11 protein-coding genes are annotated in these 20,162 nt (G+C 36.2%); 2 read left to right on the forward strand and 9 right to left on the reverse strand.

What is annotated here, in order from left to right:
- Positions 1-150 precede the first annotated feature (150 nt).
- Positions 151-3,561: a DUF4450 domain-containing protein gene (locus FJOH_RS21820; protein ID WP_012026198.1), complete on the reverse strand. Its 3,411-nt coding sequence runs from the start codon at positions 3,559-3,561 to the stop codon at positions 151-153.
- 330 nt (positions 3,562-3,891) lie between these two features.
- On the opposite strand from FJOH_RS21820, the gene FJOH_RS21825 reads away from it, so the two are divergent.
- Together FJOH_RS21825 and FJOH_RS21830 are read left to right on the forward strand one after the other, a co-directional pair.
- The gene (locus FJOH_RS21825) at positions 3,892-6,747 is read left to right on the forward strand and encodes a glycoside hydrolase family 2 protein (RefSeq protein ID WP_012026199.1); all 2,856 of its coding nucleotides are present in this window, start codon (positions 3,892-3,894) and stop codon (positions 6,745-6,747) included.
- A 178-nt stretch (positions 6,748-6,925) separates the two neighbouring features.
- Positions 6,926-8,401, forward strand: coding sequence for a rhamnogalacturonan acetylesterase (locus tag FJOH_RS21830; protein ID WP_012026200.1), 1,476 nt, complete (start codon positions 6,926-6,928; stop codon positions 8,399-8,401).
- Between the two features lie 179 nt (positions 8,402-8,580).
- Here FJOH_RS21830 and FJOH_RS21835 read toward each other — a convergent pair whose 3' ends face one another.
- From FJOH_RS21835 to FJOH_RS21870, 8 genes are all read right to left on the reverse strand, one after another.
- The gene (locus FJOH_RS21835) at positions 8,581-8,757 is read right to left on the reverse strand and encodes a histone H1 (protein WP_012026201.1); all 177 of its coding nucleotides are present in this window, start codon (positions 8,755-8,757) and stop codon (positions 8,581-8,583) included.
- Between the two features lie 307 nt (positions 8,758-9,064).
- The gene (locus tag FJOH_RS21840; RefSeq protein ID WP_012026202.1) at positions 9,065-10,393 is read right to left on the reverse strand and encodes a rhamnogalacturonidase; all 1,329 of its coding nucleotides are present in this window, start codon (positions 10,391-10,393) and stop codon (positions 9,065-9,067) included.
- 81 nt (positions 10,394-10,474) lie between these two features.
- Positions 10,475-11,764, reverse strand: a complete 1,290-nt coding sequence (locus FJOH_RS21845) for a DUF4861 domain-containing protein (protein ID WP_012026203.1) — start codon at positions 11,762-11,764, stop codon at positions 10,475-10,477.
- 37 nt (positions 11,765-11,801) lie between these two features.
- Positions 11,802-12,125 (reverse strand): L-rhamnose mutarotase, encoded by a 324-nt coding sequence (gene rhaM / locus FJOH_RS21850; protein ID WP_012026204.1) that lies wholly within the window; start codon positions 12,123-12,125, stop codon positions 11,802-11,804.
- A gap of 10 nt (positions 12,126-12,135) precedes the next feature.
- Positions 12,136-13,206, reverse strand: a complete 1,071-nt coding sequence (locus FJOH_RS21855; protein ID WP_044048508.1) for a glycoside hydrolase family protein — start codon at positions 13,204-13,206, stop codon at positions 12,136-12,138.
- A 143-nt stretch (positions 13,207-13,349) separates the two neighbouring features.
- A complete protein-coding gene (locus FJOH_RS21860; RefSeq protein WP_044047995.1) occupies positions 13,350-14,879 on the reverse strand; it encodes a sialate O-acetylesterase in 1,530 nt (509 codons plus the stop codon).
- 158 nt (positions 14,880-15,037) lie between these two features.
- Entirely contained in the window at positions 15,038-16,573 is a 1,536-nt protein-coding gene (locus FJOH_RS21865) for a RagB/SusD family nutrient uptake outer membrane protein (protein ID WP_012026207.1), read from the reverse strand.
- A 6-nt stretch (positions 16,574-16,579) separates the two neighbouring features.
- Positions 16,580-19,723 (reverse strand): SusC/RagA family TonB-linked outer membrane protein, encoded by a 3,144-nt coding sequence (locus FJOH_RS21870; protein WP_012026208.1) that lies wholly within the window; start codon positions 19,721-19,723, stop codon positions 16,580-16,582.
- Between the last annotated feature and the right edge of the window lie 439 nt (positions 19,724-20,162).

The following is a 20,162-nucleotide window of genomic DNA, read 5'->3' on the forward strand; positions in this document are numbered from 1 at the left end:
CACGCAAGTTTTTTACTTAACAATGGTTTATAAATCGCAAAGTTCGCAAAGCCTTATCCACACAAAGCTTGTCCCTTTGTTACTTTGCCCCTTTGTCTCTTTGCTACTTTGTTACTTTGCCCCTTTGTCCCTTTGCCCCTTTACCTACAATTATCTAATTAAAGTCACACTCATCAAACCAATCACAACATCATTTGCAATAGTTTTCAGAGTCAGGTTTTTTAATGTTTTATTTTTATCCAAAGGCAGTTCTAAAATCGTTCCTGCTCCACCATCAACTCCGTAATTACTAAATCCTTTTATGGTTTTAAAATCTTTAAAATCTCTCGAAATTTCTCCTGTTTTAAAATAAACCCTCGGCGGTTTTGGAGCATCGGTTGTAAAGGCAAGCCCGTCTGTAAAATAATCCTGTTCAATCGGCCACCAGTTTTCCGGATTTCTTAAGGGCAGAATTTCAGAAGTTCCATCAGTATATTCTATTTTTATTTCTCCGTTTACAATACGGCTCTGCATAGGGTTTGTAGTTCCGGCCAGCATAAAATAAGCGTGAGAAGCTTTTCCGTTTAACGGAATAGTGATGCTTCCCGGAAAATTATCCCACATAGAGGTGAAGATTATATTTTTCTGATTTTCATCAGAAGGCGTTTGAAATAAAATCCCGTTTGGAGTTGAAATTTTCCCTGTTTTTTTTGCTTTTTCACGCAGCCCTTTATCATCAATCTGGACCGAAACATTGGGATAACACCAGTTTCCAATGCCTTGTTTTGGTAATTGTAAGGTTACCGTATTAGGTCTTGGCGACAAATATTCGTAATTAAAAATATCAGTAACTTTTGCATTAAAAAACGGAGCAAGAGAAATCGTCTCTAACCGTGCGGATTTATCCAAAGGTTTATTCCAATCTGTAACCGTTTCATTTAATTGTTTTTCTGCTTTTGCATTGAAATGAATTGGCTGCCACCAAGAGAATTCTCCTTGTTTTACTTCTATAAAAAAGACTTTACTGCCTGCTGAATTCACTTTCGTTTTAAGCGAATCATCTGTTTTTGAAACACCACTCAAAACCTGCTGCGGATCATAAACAGAAATGATTTTGGCTTTTGAGGTATTGATTTCTAAAGCTTCATTAAAAGCATAATTTTCTTTTGATACGATTTCTTCTAAAGAATCTCCTTTCCAAGTAATCTGAATATTATAATTGGAACTATACGGAACCTCAATACTTATTTTTGGTTTTCCGATGTTCTCTGAAACGGCTTTCCATAATACTGATTTTCCGTTTACCAAAATACTTTCAACAGCTTCAAAATTGGCATTTAAAACCAATTTCAAATTCATTTTAGCTGAAAACTGATTCTTTATTATATAGGTATCTTTTTTATTTTCTCTTTTAAAATCAATTGAAACATCTGGAATTTCTAGTGAAGCCTGATTCCATTTTTCTGGAAAACCGGGTTTTATAATTAAAATTTCATTTAAAGCATAGGGCTGAATCCCGAAAAGTCCTTCGACTAAAGTTCGTGAAGCCATACCAATTGGGTCAGCAAAATCGCGGTACAATTCGCCTCGCATCGCATCCTGAAACAAAAGCTGTTCGAAACCGCCCGGCGAAGCGCCCAAATACATACTTTCGATCAAAGCGCTTTCCCACATTGTATAGGCTTTTTCAGATTGTCCGCCCTGCCAGAAAGCAAGCGAAGTATGCAATTGTTCTGCTAAAGCCACATTATTGGTCGACCACGTATAAGGCTGCCAATTGGTGGTGCTGATAACGTACAAGTCTTTTTTTTCTAATCCTTCTGCATTAATTGGGATATGTGGAATCTGATTATTTACATAATCCAACATTTGATAACTCTCAAAAGGATTTGATAATTCTGAATCGATAGTATGATAAATACTCCATACTCCCGGCGTATCGTGCAGTATTCTATTTCCTAAAGCATCTTTGTATTCAGCAAAAATGCCTTTTTTCGGAATCCAAAGCTGGTTGTTTGCGGCTTTTAAAATTTTGTCTGCTTCTTTTTCAAAAGGTGCGGCATCGATGTTTAATTTTTTTGCCAGTTCTGCCGCCATTTTATTCGCATAATAATTATAAGCCGAAGAATGAATTACGCCGCTGCCGCTGTATTGCAAAGCATCACTTGCCCAGATCGAAGCATAAGCATCATAAAGTCCGTCATTATCCGGATCAAAATTTCGTTTTTCCCATTTTAAATGTCGTTCAATCGTCGGCCACATTTCTTTTAAGAAAGCCGTATCTCCCGTCCATTTAAAATGGCGGAACATCTGATCGAAAAAAACCAGATTCATATCATAATGATGCGCCACATTGTTCTTATTCGGACTTCGGCTGATGTAACCGCTGCTGAACATGGATGTTCCTATTTCTTCTTTTTGTCGAGCAAGATTTTTTTCTTCATCAAAAACAACAGGACCGCTTTCCGGCGAAGTTACCTGCGAATTGCTGTAACTTTTAAAATGCGTTTTGGCTCTGTCGTGCCAGCCCAATGGATCTGCCGTATAAGCGCCCCGCCATGCATTTAAATACATACGCCACGCAATAGCTCCGTGAAGATACGCCGGACTTTCCCAAATTCCGTCAGAAGCAATCGCAAGTGCAGAACCCAGCGTGTTAATATATACATCAGGCGTTTTCACTTTTATTCTATTGGCTAAAAGATGTGTTGCCGTAACTGATTTTTCATAAAGTTGGGCAATCGTTTTTTGTGTGTAATTGACTTTTGAAATCTCAGGAACAAACAGCCAGTAATTGGCTTTTTCTGAAACTGAATTTATTTTTCCGCTTATTAAAGGCAGTGTTTCAGCCTTAGATTTAAAAAGTTCTAAAGGTTTATTCTGAATATTGGCATCTGCTAAACGAATTTCTGAATTGGGAAAAAAACCGCTCAGACTTTTATTATTTCCTGTTTTTTGTTTGTTGCTTTCAGAACCATAATCTAAAAGGAAGGATTCTTTTTTGAGCGTATATTTATTATTGAGGCAGTAATTGGGCTGTAAATAAAAAACCGATTCCGGATCTGCGCCAATATCACCGTCACGACTGAACTTTTTACCTATTGCTCCGCCAAAAGCCCAGATTAAATTGATGTTTTTAGATATTTTTTGACCATACACTTTTACAATAAAACCTTCGCTTTCTTTTAATGCCACAACATCAATAAACAATTTACTTCCTTCTAAAATAGGATCTTCAATGGTATATTGCATCGTTCCCAAAACATAGCGTGTATCAATTTTTGCCGCTTCGGTAATCCATTTACTTTCTTTTCCGTTTGACAATCCTAGTTTAAAATTGCCTCCCATTCCGGGCATATACATGGCAAATTCCGGTAAATCTCCGGTTTCAACTCTAAATCCCGTATTCGAACCATAAAGAGCACGGTTGAATTTTCGGGTTCCATTTTTTAAAACAAAACTATTTCCTTCGGGTGCGTAATGCATTTTACGAATCGGTGTTTTTTCCTGACCAAAAACAATCAGAGTTGAAGTCAGAAATAAGCCCGCTAAAGTGCAAATAGTTCGTTTTTTAATTCCCATAAAATTCAAAAAATTGACAATTATTAAAATTTGAATAATAAAATTAATCCCTGATTATTTTATTAATTCAATAATACAGATGCAATTTCTTTGTTTTTTTGTGGGATAGTATCCTGTACCTACCTGATTTTAGAAATTTAAAAAATGTATTAATTTTTAGAATTATCTAATATTTTTTAACATCATAGTACAGGATACAATATAAAAATGGATCAAGTAGATTTGAAAATACAATTTCTTTTTGAGCCTGAATTTTAAAGAAAAATAAATGCAGAAAAGAAGTTTTTAAACCACGAAATACTAACCTGTTTTAAAGTCCGACTCCACTCTATGCTTTCAAAAAAACCAATCAGAACTTTATTTTTTCTCTTACATTTTTTTTTTATTATTCCGAATATAAAAGCGCAGAAAACAGATAAAATTTACCTTTCGGGAAAAGATTTTGAACATCCTGTTCAGTGGGATTTTTATTGTACAGGTGGAAACAATAGTAAAGTATGGTCTAAAATAAATGTGCCTTCGCAATGGGAACTGGAAGGTTTTGGCGAATATACGTATGGACGCTGGTACAAAGAATTAAACCAGAAAGAGCCCAGCAAGGAAGAAGGTTTATATAAATATGATTTTGAAATACCACTAGATTATAAAAACAAAACTATTCTAATTGCTTTTGGCGGAGCGATGACGGATACAGAAGTAAAAATCAACGGAAAAACTGCTGGACCCATACATCAGGGAGGTTTTTACGAGTTTAAATATGATATTTCTTCACTTTTAAAATTTGGTTCTAAAAATATTTTAGAGGTTCATGTTTGGAAACATTCAACTAATAAATCAGTAAATAATGCCGAAAGAAGAGCAGACTGGTGGCTTTTCGGCGGTATTTATCGTCCGGTTTGGCTCGAAGTTTCTCCAAAAGCACATATCGAAAATATTGCGGTAAATCCAAAAATGGACGGATCAATTACGGTTGATTTAAATCTGCAGCAAGTTCCAAAAAATACGCTTTTAGAGGTTTCACTTTCAGGTAAAAATGGAGAAAATTTCCCTGCTTTTACTTTTCCGCTTAAAGCGAAAAATACAAAAGAAACAATAACTGCGAAATGGGAAAACATCAAACCGTGGAATCCAGAAACGCCTAATTTGTACAATTTAAAACTGGTTTTAAAACAAAATGGAGCTGTACTTCATGAATATGATACGAAAGTTGGTTTTAGAACTTTAGAGTTTAAAAAGAAAGACGGCATTTATGTAAATGGCACCAAAATTATTATGAAAGGTATTAATCGTCATTCTTTTTGGCCGGAAGGCGGACGAAGCACGAGTAAACGTATCAGCGAGTTGGACGTTCAATTAATTAAAGATATGAATATGAATGCCGTTCGCGGGCATTATCCGCCTGACGATCATTTTCTGCAAGTCTGTGATTCGCTCGGTCTTTTTGTTTTAAACGAATTGGCGGGCTGGCAGAATTCGTATGATACCGAAATCGGAACTAAACTGGTTAAAGAAATGGTCGCACGCGATGTCAATCATCCATCGGTTATTATTTGGGACAACGGAAATGAAGGCGGGTGGAATAATGAAGTTGACAAAGTTTTTGCCGAAAATGATCCGCAAAAAAGGATTGTCATTCATCCGTGGGCTGATTTTAATGGCTGGGACACACATCATTATCCTACTTATTTAACGGGAATGCATCGTTTCAATTCGGGTGAAAACGTGTTTTTTCCAACTGAATTTATGCACGGAACGTATGATAACGGGCACGGCGCGGCGCTGCAAGATTTCTGGAATCGATATAAAGAAAGTCCGCTTTTTGCCGGAGGTTTTATGTGGGCAATGCTCGACGAAGCAGTAAAACGCTCGGACTGGAAAGGCGAACAAAAGTTTGACTCTAAAGGTTCTTTGGCAGCCGACGGAATTCTGGGACCTCATCGTGAAAAAGAAGGCAGTTATTTTTCGGTTAAAGAAATTTGGGCACCAATTCAGTTTCAGCCCAAACAAATTACAGATTCTTTTGATGGTTCTTTTTTGATTACCAATGATTATTTGTTCAGCAATTTAAATTCCTGCAAAATGGAATTTAGAGTTTTAAAATCTGAAAATGATGTTTTGTATTCTAATAAAAAAGCTCAGGAAATAAGCCGTGGAAAAATCGAAATTCCGAGTATTGATCCGGGAGAAACCCGAAAAATAAAATTTGATGTACCACAAAATTTCTTTGAAGGCGATATTTTATCGATTACGGCTTTTGACCAATTTAATAAAGAAATTTATACCTGGACCTGGCCTATTCATAAAGCTGCTTTTTATGTTTCTAAATTTCTGGCGGTTCAAAATACAAAAGCAAAAGCTTCGGTAACTAAAACCGATTCTGAAATTACTTTAAAAGGAAATGATGTTACGGTAATTCTAAATACTGTGACAGGAGAAATTCAAAAAATAAGCAATAAAACGGCTGTGATTCCGCTTACGAATGGTCCTCGCCCTATTGGTATGAAAGCCAAATTAAAAGACATTCAGATTTCTCAGGAAGCTGAAAAAGCGGTTTGTATTGTAAATTATTCAGGCGGATTATCTTCTATAAAATGGATTATGGAAGCTGACGGAAGGTTTAAAATGGAGTTATTGGCTTTAAAAAATGCTTCTGGAGGCGAAGGTTTTGACGGTGCTTTTTTTGAGGATAAAATCAATTCTTTTGGTATTACGTTTCGTTTTCCTGAGCAAGAAGTTACAGGAATTAAATGGTTTGGAAGAGGTCCGTACAGAGTTTGGAAAAACAGAATTAAAGGAACCACATACGGATTTTGGGAGAAGGAATACAACAATACGATTACGGGAGAAAGTTTTGAAAACCTGATCTATCCTGAGTTTAAAGGGTATCACGCGAATTTATTGGGTGCCAGTTTAAAAGCCGGAACCTCATCGTTTAAGGTTTTCAGCGAATCTGATAATTTATTTTTGAGATTGTTTACACCTGATTTACCTAAAAATGGTTTTCCTGGAAGCTCTCCCCAGCCTGATTTTCCCGAAGGCGATATTTCGTTTATGTATGAAATTCCGGCTATGAGAGATTTTAAACCTTTGGAACAGCAAGGTCCGCAAAGCCAGCCCACAAACATCCGAATTAAAAAAGGCGACGATGGAATAAAAATGGATTTGTGGTTTGATTTTAGAAACTAAATTTTGCTTTAGGCTGAAAAAACACAATATCATTTAACCGCAAGGTTCGCAAAGCCTTGCGTGCTTTGCGCTATTTCAACAATAGTTAAAAAAAACTTTGCGAACCTTGCGGTTAAATAAAATCATTCCACAATTCACAACTCACAATTCACAACTCACAATTCATAATTCAAAAAATATGAAATCACTTAAACTACTTTTCTTTTTATTTCTGGCTGTATTATTCTTCAATTTTACACCAAAACAAGACAACAAACCCACTCTTTTTATGATTGGTGATTCTACTGTAAAAAACGGAAAAGGCAACGGCGCTGGCGGACTTTGGGGCTGGGGAGATTTTATTGGACAGTTTTTGGATACAACCAAAATTAATGTAGAAAATCATGCTTTGGGCGGTACCAGTAGCAGAACTTTTCAGGATAAAGGTTTGTGGAATGCCGTTTTAAATAAACTAAAAAAAGGTGATTATGTTTTAATTCAGTTTGGGCATAATGATGACGGACCTATAAATGACAGTCTGCGTGCACGCGGCACTATAAAAGGGATTGGAAACGAAACTCAGGAAATTGATAATATTCTCACGAAAAAACACGAAATCGTACACAGTTACGGCTGGTATATCCAGAAAGTAATTCGCGAAGCAAAATCAAAAGGCGCAATCCCGATTGTGTGTTCGCCAATTCCGAGAAATGACTGGAAAGATGGAAAAGTGCCCCGCAATGATACTTCATACGGTTTATGGGCGAAACAAATTGCCGAAAAAGAGAAAGTTACGTTCATCAATTTGAATGAGAAAATGGCGCTTGAAATGGAAAAATCAGGAGAAGAAAAAGTAACCGGAACTTATTTTTATAAAAAAGACCATACGCATACTTCTTCAAAAGGTGCAGTTTTGTCTGCTTCTATAATTATTGAGGAATTGAAAAACAGTAAAAATTCATTAAAAAATTATGTCCTGAAAAATTCAAAAATTGTGCTGCCAGTTAAAAATAAAGTCTTTTTAATTGGCGATTCTACTATGGCCGATAATGGAAATCCGGATGCTGTGGGCTGGGGCGTTGTGTTTCCTAAATATTGCGACACTACCCGAATTGAAGTAATAAATAAAGCAAAGGGCGGCCGAAGCAGCAGAACATTTGATTATGAAGGGCTTTGGGATGAAGTCAAAAATCAGTTACAGCCGGGAAATTTAGTTTTGATTCAGTTTGGGCATAATGATGCCGGCGCTGTTGACAAGGAAAAATTCAGAGGTTCTTTAAAAGGAATTGGCGATGAAACGCAGGAAGTGATTCGTCCTGATGGTTCAAAAGAAATCGTTCATACTTTTGGCTGGTACATGACGAAGTTTATTCGCGAAGCTAAAGCAAAAGGTGCGATTCCGATTGTTTTGAGCTTAACGCCAAGAAACGAATGGCCAAACGATAAAGTAGAGCGCAGAACGGATACTTATATTAAATGGTCTAAAGAAATTGCTGAGAAAGAAAACGTGTTTTATATTGACTTAAGCGAGGCTGTGGCTCAAAAATATGAGGCTTTGGGAAAAGAAAAGGTAAAAGTATTTTTCCCGAAAGATCATACGCATACAGGTATTGAAGGTGCTGATTTGAATGCTTTAACTGCAGCGGAATGTATTAAGAAGAATTATGAATTGTGAATTATGAATTGTTAATTATTAATTATAAATTGTCAATTATTAATTATGAACTTTGCGTTATTTAACTATATCTGAAAAAAACTGGTGTGCTTTGCGGTTAAGTAATGGAAATTAAAACAAAATTCTAATTCCACTTAAACCCATAAAAAAACCTCGTCGAGGGACGAGGTTTAGTTGTATTATTTTTTTGATTCTTCGATAGAAACTTTTCTGAACTCTTTCAAAAGTTTTTCGATTTCTAAAGTAGCTTTACGTGCTCTTGGTCCTGCAGCTTTGATACCTTTTTCAGTTAAAGATTCAGCTTCTGCTTTGAATGTTTCAATTTCGGCGTTGATTTTTACTAATAGATCTTTCATGCTTATAATTATTAAATTAAGGCGCAAAAATAGAAACTTGCCTGAGAGTTACAACATATTTGCTGTTAAAATTATCATTGTTTTTTAAGTCTAAATTTAACTAAAAGTTTACGCTTCAAATTTTTGAAAATTTTCCTTTTACAATAAACTATTAATCAGACATTTACTAACAAAATTAAGATCACAACCATTACTGAAGGCTTTACATTGAGGCATAAAATATTTTTTACTAAACTTTTAAAAGTGTTAAAAAACATAAGATTTTGGCTTAAAATCCTGTATACCGAATTGAGAATGTGCGGAAAAATTACTCGATTAACTGCTTATTTACATAGACATTCTTAAATTCAACTCCTTTTATTACGCTTTTATCAATATTCGTTTTTACAGTTTCGATATTTAAATTTTCAAATGTAAAATTGGTTAAACGAACATTTGGATCGTTCTCTACTCCGTAAAATGTTTCACATTTTAAGTTGATATTTTTCAACGTTACATTATCTCCGTAAGATAACGGAATATCAGGACGGCCTTTTAAATCAAAAAACTGTTTCCATGCAAAAATCGCCAAACCTGTTTTGGCCTGCCCTTTTATATCTTCTACTCGTATGTATTCGTATCGCTGCGGTGTATCAGGACGCATTTTAAGCCATAACATTCTCGAAGCTCCGTCTATCTTGCAGTTTCTCATAATTACATTTCGGTTATGAATCGATTCACTTCCGTTTGTTAAGGCTGAATGACAGAATCCGAAATTGCAGTCTTCTATAATAATATTCGAGTTAGGACCGTTGTTTTTATCCTGATCGGCATAAGGGCCTTTTCCTCCTTTTAAGGCAATAGCATCGTCGTTAACGGACATATAACAGCCTTTTACCAAAAAGTTATTGCAAATATCAATATCTATAGCATCTGTACTTGGTGCTTTAATTTCGATGTGCGGCGAAAAAATATACAAATCAAGCAGTTTCACATTATTGCATTTGTAAAAGTGATTGGTCCAGAAACCGGAATTGATCAGTTTTACATCCTGAAACTGTACGTTGTTGGAATTCCACACAAAAACTAATCTTGGTCTTGAAACTTCTAGATTGGTGCATTTTGGGTTTTCTTTGCGTCGTTCCCAAAAGGCTTCCCAATATTTTTTTCCGTTTCCGTTTATTGTTCCTTTTCCTGAAATTGAGAAATTATCAACGTTATAGGCATTTACAAGCGCAGGAAAATAATCCAGGTTCTGCCCTTCCATTCTTGATGGCATAATAGGGAAATCGGCAATATTATCTGATCCTTTTAAAACGCCTCCTTCTGATACATACAAAGCTGTTTTGGGTTTAAAAAATAAGGCACCGCTTAAAAAAACACCTTTAGGAATTACGATTACTCCTCCTCCATTTGCAGAAGCTTTATCGATTACTTTTTGTATGGCAGTGGTCTGGATTTTAGTACTGTCTTTACTTACTCCAAAATCTGTTATGGTGTATTTTTTTCCTAAATCTTTCAGCTGAATTTTAGAATAGTCTTTAAACCAATTGGAGATTGGGCTTCCGTCAGGAAATGTGTCATTAGTGTAATTCTGCGAAATTGCCGTTTGAGCAAAGGCAATAACACAGAATATGATTTTTAAGATGGTTTTCATTGGGTTAGTTGTTAGTTTTGTGGTTATTAAACCTTGCCTAAGTTTGAAACTTTGACAAGGTTTTACATTGGTGTTATCTCATTATTTTACCTCAACTTTTACTTTTGCAGATAATTGTTTGGCAAGAGTTGTTACATAACTGGTAAAATAAGCCGAATCTTTAAAACCTTTGTCTGCGCTTAATTCCCAGCCGGCTATTGGGTAATAACTTATCTGCTGGTTATTTTTAGCAGAAGTTTTTATTAAATACGAATCGGTCAGCTGTCCTTTTTTCGGTGCTTCTATATATCCTTTATAAAGATCTTTTGGAAATAATATCGCTGTTCCTAAAATCCATTGGCGTTCGTAGGTTAATTTATCATGCTGAATAAGACATACAAAATCTCCTGAGTCGATTACCTGCAGCGGATTTTGGTTGTTAATGTTAGAAAGGGTAATTAAAACGGTATCATTGTCTTTTAAACCGTTTACAGAAACGGTATTTTTATAACCGTACATTCCCGGCCAGATTGAAGCGGTTTCTTCAGCCTGGTATTTATTTCCTGAGGCTTCCCAATTTTCGTATTTATAATTTAAAACTGAATTTTCAGGGCCTTCGCTTACAATTTTAAAAGTCGTTTTCTCAATATTATTTACAGTATCGTTGGCAAGAATTCCTAACCGGTGTAATTTATTGTCGCTCGTTAATAAAGCAAAACCTCCTAATCCTGATGAGCTTCCTACCGGAAAAATGTCCCTGCCCCAGTCGAGCATTACGTGATAATTGTCTTCAACTTCTCCTTTGCTGTTTATCCCTACATCTTCTGGTGTAATTCCGGGTGTTTTTTTACCAAAAACGTCTTTACAGTTTCTTCCGTCCAGATAATGTCTGAAACCTACTTTATCATTTTCCCAAGTTGGTCCGTCGGTTTGGTATTTTTGGTAACCAAGTTTTTTAAGAACCTGATTTGCTAATAAAACTTCTTGAGTATCTGGATGAACCGGCAGATTTTTCCCTTCTCTTTTCCCAAATCTGGCACTTGTTCTTATCGTGAATTTCGGATCAGTATCTGACCAGCTCAAAACGGCTTTCTTTTCTTCTTTTGGAGCAAAATCAGTTACCAGAAACAATTCGTCCCATTTTCCATCGCCGTCTAAATCATTTACCTGAGCCGGAATTGTATCGTTTTTATAAATTAAAATTGGATATTTTCCTGAATCATTTTGTAAAGAAAGCTGTTTTCTTTTTATAGCAACTGCTTTTTGAGACAGCTCTAAGCTGGAAGTGTTTTTTAAGACAATTGTATTTCCCGTTTTTTTCTGCGCATTAACGTTTGCAAAAACCAACATTGAAAATGCAATTGGGACGTAAAGTTTGATTGTACCTTTCATTATTTATTACTTTTTTATTGAAAAACAATTTAATCATTTAATCTAAATGAAAAACCTCTTTTAGGGAGTTTGTTTTGGGTGAATTATCTGGATTTGTTTCCATTATATCTGACATGTGATTCCACCATTTTCGCATAAGCGGATGACTGGAAAGCTGTGAACGGTCAAAACCTGAGCTTAATTTTTGAACACCAAAAAGAATTCCGGTTTCTTCATCCAGAAAAATAGAATAATCACAAATCCCGCTTTCTGAAAGCAGTGCCGTGAGTTCAGGCCAGATTTGATCGTGTCTGATTTTATATTCGGTTTCAAAACCTGATTTTACTTTCATAGTAAAAGCATTTCTAATTGCGTTTTCCATTTTTTCACTTTTAAATTATTTTAAAAATAAAGGCCGAAGCAGTTTCGTATTTTCCGCCTTGTGAAGCGGTGAACATATACGTCGCTTTTCCGTTTTGAAACAGTAACTGCGGGCGTTCGGCACGTCCGTAGCGGTTTAAATGTTTTGGTGCATCAGGCTGTTTGATATATTTATCTAAGGGCTGATAGGAAATCTGCGGGTCATTCCAGTGAATTCCGTCATCAGAATCCATATAAAGTCCGTAATCCATTCCAAAAACTCCCATATCTCTTGCCAGCATTTTAAATTTCTTGTTTTCGTACCATACAAAAGCATCTTCGCATTGTTTATTATCACCGAGTTTTGAAAAATCAATTACAGGATTTTGTGGCGATTTTATATAAGGTCCTTTGAGTGATTTAGAAACTGCCAGTCCGTATTTCCGGTTTCCTTTTACGGGAAATTTTGGATGCACATAATTTTCTGTATCCAATGATTTATAATAAAGCCAGTATTCTCCGTTTGGATGTTTTAAAAAAGAAGGATTTGTCGTCAGCAGATCGTCCCAGGAACCAGTTTCTCCCGGAAGCAGCAATGGTTGATCTGGTCGTTCCCACGGGCCGTAAAGTGAATCAGAAACAGCTAAGCCGATGCGTTTGGTATCCATTTTTCCATTGGAATTTCCCATGAAAAAAAGTGCATATTTTCCGTCTACAAAATGAATACTCGGATTATGACAGGTTGTGGCATCCCAAAAACCTTCGCCTCTTGGCGCTAAAATAGTGCTGACATATTCATAAGGGCCTTCTGGTTTGTCGGCAACAGCATGGGCAATTTCTGAACCGTTTATCCAGCCGCTCATGCTTTTTGATTTTTTCCATCTCGAAAAAAAGACGTGAATTTTTCCGTCCGGACCTTCAATCGGGCTGTTGCACCAAACATAATACTCTTCAAATTCTAAAGCTCTCCCAACTGGACGGAGTTTTTTCTCAAAATCTGAAAGTCTGGGATCGTCTAAAATAGTAAGGGCTTTCGCCGAAAATGGAAGACATAATCCCATAACAGCCAAAGAATTTCCTATTATAAATTGTCTTCTATTCATTTGATCTTTGATTTTGGTTTTTTGTTTTAAACACATAGAAACATAGATTTTTAATTCTCTAAAAAAGCTCTTTAAAAACTAGTTTTTACACATAGCTCCGAAGCTTCTGCAAACTATGTTTCTATGTGTTTAAAAAATAAGCTTTACTTCTTTTCAACTATTACCCAGTCGTCTGTTCTAAAAGGAGAAGCCGGTAAATTGTCATTATTGAATAAATTAGGTTCAGGAACGGCTTTCCATGCAAAACGAACAGCTGCCGGTTCTTTTACTTTTGAAGAAGAAACGACAACAGTTTTTCCGTCAATTTTAGCATCTGCGGGATAAAAAACCTGATCTTCTCCGGCAATTTCAAATTCTTTTAAAACATCACCTGTTTTCTTTAATCCAGAATCGGCATAATCAAAAAACAATTGTGCTTTTTGTTTCTTTATTTTCATGTGACTAAAAATCGGTCCTGAATAAACGAGTTTGTTTTCGCCATAGGTTTTTGCTCTTGTAATTAAGGCGAGTCTGTAACCTACTGTCTGTTTATCGATTGGGTGAATGTTTTGCGCGTCGCCAACATCGGTTGTTACAACCATACCGCTGTTTGGAATTGTTTTTAATGACATTAACTGTGCTTCGCGTATTTCGGCATTTTGTCCTTTATGCGGTGTAATCTGCACATAGTAAAATGGGAAATCGCCCTGCTTCCATTCGTCTCTCCAGCTTTTTACCATTGCCGGAAACAAACTTCTGTACAAATACGCTTTTCCGGAGTTGCTTTCGCCCTGATACCAGATTGCACCTTTTATGGTGTAATTTACAATGGGGTGTAACATGGCATTGTATAAAACATACGAAGTTTTGTTGGGTTCTTTTTTAGGCTTTTTCAACTGTCCTTTTGGAGCGTTGGCAGCACTTGCAATTCTTTCATTGGTTAAAGCCAGATAATAGGCTTCGAGTTTTTCCTGATGTATTTTTTCGTTTTTAGCATCTTCCTGAAGAATAGGCAAAAACGCGGTTTCGTCTTCTAAAATATTCTGAGCTGTCCACGCTTCGGCTTTTGTTCCTCCCCAAGAAGTCGAAATTAACCCAATTGGCACATTAAGTTTTTGATACAAATCTCTTCCGAAAAAATAGGCAACAGCCGAAAATGTTTTGATGTTTTCCGGCGAACATATTTTCCAGTTTCCTGTAACATCTTCAAGCGGTTTTTGTGAAGCATTAAGCGCTACAGTGAATAATCTGATATTGGGGAATGAAGCGTTTTTTACTTCTTCTTCGTAATTTTTAACTCCGGTTTTCCAGGTTCCTTCTTCTCTTCCAACAGGGAAAAACATATTTGATTGTCCGGAACAAAGCCAGACTTCACCTATCAGAATATTTTTGAGGACAATTTTATTAGAAGCATTAATTGTAATATCAAAGGCTTTGTCGCTTCCGTTTGGTGTAGTAACGGCTGTTTTCCAGTTTCCTTCTGCATCGGCTGTTACCTCAACAGGATTATTTGCCCATCCTAAATTAAGAGTGATTTTTTCGTTTGGAGAGGCCCATCCCCATAAATTAACTTTGGCATTCTGCTGTAAAACCATATTATCGCCAACTAAAGCGGGCAGTTTTACTTGTGCTGTTACAGAGAATTTTACACTTAAAACTAAAAAAAGAAACAGTAATTTTTTTGAGTTAATCATTGGCATTGATTTTTAAGTACATTTTAAATTTAAAATAGTTACACCAGTTATGCATCCTGTGCTTTCCTGTTTTGTGTAATACAAAAATGAAAAAAAAGCTGTCAGAAAAGACAGCTTCTTTCAAAAAAAAACAAAAAATAAAAGTGGGGCAAAATTTATTAATCGTAACCAAGATTTTGATCGTAAAGTCCAGGAACCGCTAAGATTTCTGATAACGGAATTGGATATAACAATGAATTATTATCAATAGTTCTGATTTTGTTTTCGGTATCTTCAGCCGCTTTCCAGGCGTTCATAATGGTTACTGCTTTTCCAGATCTTATTAAATCAAACCATCTTGTTCCTTCTGCAAAGAATTCTTTTCTTCTTTCGTCAAATAATTGGTCAAGTGTAATATTTGAAGCATTTGCAGTAAGTCCGGCTCTGGTTCTTACTTTGTTTACAATATCGTCAACTTCTGCCTGAGAACCTCCTCCGCCATGCAGCGTACATTCGGCCATAAGCATTAATACATCTGTGTAACGTGTAATCATAAAATCAACTCCCCAGTCTTCACGACCGTTTCCATATCTTGCTGCATCAATGTACTTTTTGAAAACCGGAAGTGTATAACTGCCTTTGTATGTTCCTGAAGCTACGGTATAACTTGTCGCGATTCCGAAAATTTTTCTTTTATCTGCTGCGGTAAACATATTCATGAATCCGTTTGAGATTGGTCTTGCTTCTAAAGCTCCTTGTGCTGATAAATTTACAGAAGCAAAATAAGGTTCATATCCTAATTCTACCATAAAGTTACCTCCTACCGGAGTTGAAATATTTTGTGTGTACGGAATTACCAATACATTTTCTTTATTCGCATTTCCTTCGGTTTTAAAAATCGGATCGTAATCTGTTCCAAAGGCATATAAACCGCTTAATTTAATATCATTTAATTCTTTATAGGCTTTGTCCCATTCGTTTAAACCCAGCATTGCACCGTCAATTCCGTAAGTCGGGCTTGAACGTGTCATGTAAACCAAACCTAAAATAGCTTTTGCACCATATTTAGTAACACGTCCAAAATTGGCAGTATCATAAGACGGAGCAAGATCCGGAATAGCCAGTTCTAAATCTGAGATAATTAATTTATAAATATCGGCAACAGCACTTCTTGGTATTTTTGATGCTTCCTGAGCTGTTACAGTTCTGTCTATTAACGGCACTCGGCCAAACCATCTTACTAAATCAAAATAACAAAATGCTCTAAGAAAACGTGCTTCTGCTGCCATTGCCGTTTTATCTGCCGGATTTGTAAAAATGGCATCTCCTTTTTCGGCTATTTTTTCTAATAACTGATTGGCTTTGTAAATGGCATTGTAATTCGTTAAATACGCTTCTTTCACGTAAGTGTTAGAACTAATAGAAGTATAAAAACTGTTAATTCCTTCCCAGTCTCTTGATGCTTGTGTAGTGGCCATCAAATTATCTGATCTGGTTTCGCTTAAATTCATTAATCGGTTTGCATAACCATATACGCTTGTTCCGTGAAAAGCTATTGAATAGGTTGCATTTCTCGCCTGAACAAAATCGCCGGGAGTTGCATAAAAATTCTCAATTGTTCCCTGAGACAAAGGCAGCTGTGTCAGCTCGTCTGTACAAGATGACTGTGCAAATAATAGTAAAGCACCTGCCGCTATGAAGATATATTTTTTCATTTTCTTTTAATTAAAATTAATGTTAAGCCCGATCACTAAAGATTTTGCTAAAGGTGCTCCTCCGTAATCTACCGGCACCGAAAAATCGCTGTTTGAACTTGCTGAAGTATTTACGGCTTCTGGGTTGAAACCTACTTTGTATTTGTTCCAGTAGAACCAGTTTTCGCCCGTTACATATAATCTTGCGTTATCAATTCTTGAAATTCCTTTAAGAGCCTGTCTTAAATTATATCCAATTGAAATGCTTCTAACACTTACATAATCAGATTTATACAACCAGTCTGAGTTTGCCTGATAACCAAAAGAGGTTCTCCAGTTTCCTCTCACTGCCGGATCAACATTTAGAGAATTTTCTACAGATCCCATTCCGGTACGGTCAATTGCACGACCGGTTAATCCGTAAACTGTTCCTCCGTTTTGTCCTTGTACCAAAACACTCAAATCAAAATCTTTGTATTTAAAATTGTTGGTAATTCCCCAAGTATATTTTGGCGTTGGGTTTCCTAAATCAACACGGTCTTCTGAATTGATTTTTTTATCTCCATTCTGATCTACATATCTAGGATCTCCAAGAACCAGTTTATTTCCTCCAATCGTTGTACCTCCTGCATCAATATCTGCCTGGGTGATTACACCATTCTGCTGTAAACCAAAGATGGTGTACATTGGTTTTCCTACTTCCAGTTTCACAAACGGAACACCTCCGTCATAAGCATTACTGATTTCAATTTTTGACTGATTAGGACCTAATGCCAAAACTTTGTTTTCGTTATGGCTGATGTTGGCAGAAGTTCTCCATTCAAAACTTTGCGTTTTCACGTTTAAAGAGTTTAACTCAAATTCCCATCCCTGATTTTGTACCTCTCCAATGTTGGTTAAATATGTTTGAAAACCAGAATCTCCCGGAACCGGAACTCTTAAAAGCAGTTCGCTGTTGTTTTTTCTATATAGCTCAAAAGTTCCAGTAAGTCTGTTTTTGATGATTCCGAAATCAAGACCAAAATCTATACTTTTTGATTCTTCCCAGTGCAATGAAGGGTTTGGTATAGAAGCGGCTCCCTGACCAATGGCTACTGCACCGCCAATTGAGTAATTGTAAGTTCCAAGAGTAGCATACTGCGCATAACTTCCAATATTGTTACTTCCGTTTATACCAGTGCTGGCTCTTAATTTAAGTTCAGTTAACCAGTCAACATTTTGTAAAAATGCTTCTTGTTTTACTCTCCATCCTAAAGAAAGAGAAGAAAAAGTTCCCCATCTTCTGTCTGTTCCAAATTTAGAAGAACCGTCACGTCTAATACTCGCTGCCAAAATATATTTTTCTTTGAAATTGTACTGGATACGAGAAAAATAAGATAACAATGTATTTTTTTCTGCAGTTGTAGAACCAATAGATCCGGCAGGCAGAGTTTCGATACTTGAACTGTTGTAAAGCGCTCCCGAAGACATAGTCGATTTTGTAATTTCATACGCATTAAAAGACTCTCCTAAAAGCAGGTTAAAACTATGATTTCCAAAAGTTTTATCATAAGTCAGTGTATTTTCATTTACGATATTCTGTCTTCTGTAAGTATTATAAGCTCCTCTGATACTTGCGATTACATCGTTTGGCGTATAACTTTCATTTACGTTGTCTGAATTATCAAAGTTGATGGTGCTTTTCAGCGTAAAACTTTTAGCAAACTGATAACTGGCATATCCAGAAATCAGGTTTCTGTACATAGAGTTTCTTCCTGTTCTTGCCAGAGCATTCAGCATATTGGTTGTGCTGGAACCCCAGGCATAACGTGTTGTATATTTTTCTCCTGCTGCATTTGCTGCACTTTCAAAAACCGGAGTTGCCGTAAGCGCTTTAAAAAGTGTATTATCTTTTCCTTCAACACCCGGATCGTTTTTAATTGAATACGAAGGCGCTAAATTGATTCCCATTTTAAAGTTTTCAGAAAGCTTAATATCTATATTAGCTCTTGCCGAGAAAAGAGAATAATCTGTCCCCACAATATATCCAGTATTTTTTTGATAGTTGGCAGAAACATAATAATTTACTGCGTCTGTAGCTCCCGAAGCGGTTAATTGATAGTTGCTGAATTCTCCCGTACGGAATACTTTATCCTGCCAGTCGATGTAATCTAATCCAGGATGACCCGGCATATCCCATCTGTCATCATGCAGATAGGTGTAATATCTCGAATTGGCTGTAGTAAGCGGAGCTGTTGGGTTTACAGCGTTATAAGCTGCAATTCTTTCTGCCGTAGTCTGGCTGGCAGATGCTCCTGCAATTCCAGATCCTACCCATTGTGAATCGATCATCGTCTTAGCACGGCTAATCCATCCTTCCGCGGTAAGCATGTCTACTCGGTTAACTTCTTTGTTAACCCCTCCGTAGGTATTAAAAGTAAATTTCGGTTTTCCTTTTTTCCCTTTTTTTGTTGTAATAATTACTACTCCATTTGAAGCTCTTGAACCGTAAATAGCTGCTGCCGAAGCATCTTTTAAAACTTCAATCGAAGCCACATCATTCGGGTTCATATTGTCAAGCGGACTTCCGTTTGAAAATCCTCCGTTACTGTTTGATCCTTCAGTATAAATTGGAAATCCATCAATTACGTACAAAGGCTCGTTTCCTGCCGTAATAGAACCTGCTCCCCTGATTTCGATACTAAAAGGCTGTCCCGGTAAACCTGTAGTCTGCTTTACACGAACTCCGGCTACCTGACCAATTAATCCCTGATCGATTCTCGAAATCGGACGTTCCGTAAAAGATTCGGTCTTAATTCCTGAAATTGCTCCAGAGGTAAGTTTTTTCTTTTGAGTACCGTAACCAATTACTACAACTTCACTCAGGTTGGCACTTTCGGCTTCCATTGAAATATTGTAACTCGGTGCAGCGCCAATTTTTATTTCCTGCTTTACAAATCCCACAAACGAAAAAACTAATGTTTCTCCCGGAGCGGCCGAAATTGTATATTTTCCGTCAAAATCTGTACTGGTCGACCTGTTGGTTCCCTTGACAATTACGTTAACCCCAGGTATTGATAATTTGGCTGGATCGGTAACGGTTCCTGTCACCGTTTTTTCTTGCGCATAGCCTGATGAGTACGCTAGTACAAACAGGGCCATAATCAGCAAAAGATTAAGCTTGTTTTTCATAAAAGTTCAATTTGGTTAGTTAATTAGTTCAAACCAAATTTATTTAGAAGCACTTTTCGCAGTATCCTGTAGTATCCTGTTAGATTTCAATATCTTATAAAATTATTTAAGTTTACTTTAACAGAAAACACGCACAACTGCTTGATTTACAACTGCTAATTCATTGCGAATTTGAAAAATATATTTTTAAAAATTTTAGTAAATTATTTTTTTAAATTTCATATTTATTTCCATAAAAAAATATCAAATACTAATTTATATATAGAATTATCTGATGATTTTATTTTTTGAAATATTTTTCAAAAACAGGACGCTACAGGATAGCTTTTCGATACACTGATAATACTTTTACTTTATTGAGACAAAATTTCTATAGTCGTATTCAATACAAAAAAATAAGAAAAGATTTATTTTTTAACCAGTCAAAAACCAAAAATTA

The sequence above is a fragment of the Flavobacterium johnsoniae UW101 genome (assembly GCF_000016645.1).
Classification (GTDB): domain Bacteria; phylum Bacteroidota; class Bacteroidia; order Flavobacteriales; family Flavobacteriaceae; genus Flavobacterium; species Flavobacterium johnsoniae.

What these genes read in the sequence shown, in the direction of transcription:
- FJOH_RS21820 (WP_012026198.1), bottom strand. Translation starts at nt 3,561, where the DNA reads ATGGGAATTAAAAAACGAACTATTTGCACTTTAGCGGGCTTATTTCTG.
- FJOH_RS21825 (WP_012026199.1), top strand. Translation starts at nt 3,892, where the DNA reads ATGCTTTCAAAAAAACCAATCAGAACTTTATTTTTTCTCTTACATTTT.
- FJOH_RS21870 (WP_012026208.1), bottom strand. Translation starts at nt 19,723, where the DNA reads ATGAAAAACAAGCTTAATCTTTTGCTGATTATGGCCCTGTTTGTACTA.
- FJOH_RS21865 (WP_012026207.1), bottom strand. Translation starts at nt 16,573, where the DNA reads ATGAAAAAATATATCTTCATAGCGGCAGGTGCTTTACTATTATTTGCA.
- FJOH_RS21840 (WP_012026202.1), bottom strand. Translation starts at nt 10,393, where the DNA reads ATGAAAACCATCTTAAAAATCATATTCTGTGTTATTGCCTTTGCTCAA.
- FJOH_RS21860 (WP_044047995.1), bottom strand. Translation starts at nt 14,879, where the DNA reads ATGATTAACTCAAAAAAATTACTGTTTCTTTTTTTAGTTTTAAGTGTA.
- FJOH_RS21830 (WP_012026200.1), top strand. Translation starts at nt 6,926, where the DNA reads ATGAAATCACTTAAACTACTTTTCTTTTTATTTCTGGCTGTATTATTC.
- FJOH_RS21835 (WP_012026201.1), bottom strand. Translation starts at nt 8,757, where the DNA reads ATGAAAGATCTATTAGTAAAAATCAACGCCGAAATTGAAACATTCAAA.
- rhaM (WP_012026204.1), bottom strand. Translation starts at nt 12,125, where the DNA reads ATGGAAAACGCAATTAGAAATGCTTTTACTATGAAAGTAAAATCAGGT.
- FJOH_RS21855 (WP_044048508.1), bottom strand. Translation starts at nt 13,206, where the DNA reads ATGAATAGAAGACAATTTATAATAGGAAATTCTTTGGCTGTTATGGGA.
- FJOH_RS21845 (WP_012026203.1), bottom strand. Translation starts at nt 11,764, where the DNA reads ATGAAAGGTACAATCAAACTTTACGTCCCAATTGCATTTTCAATGTTG.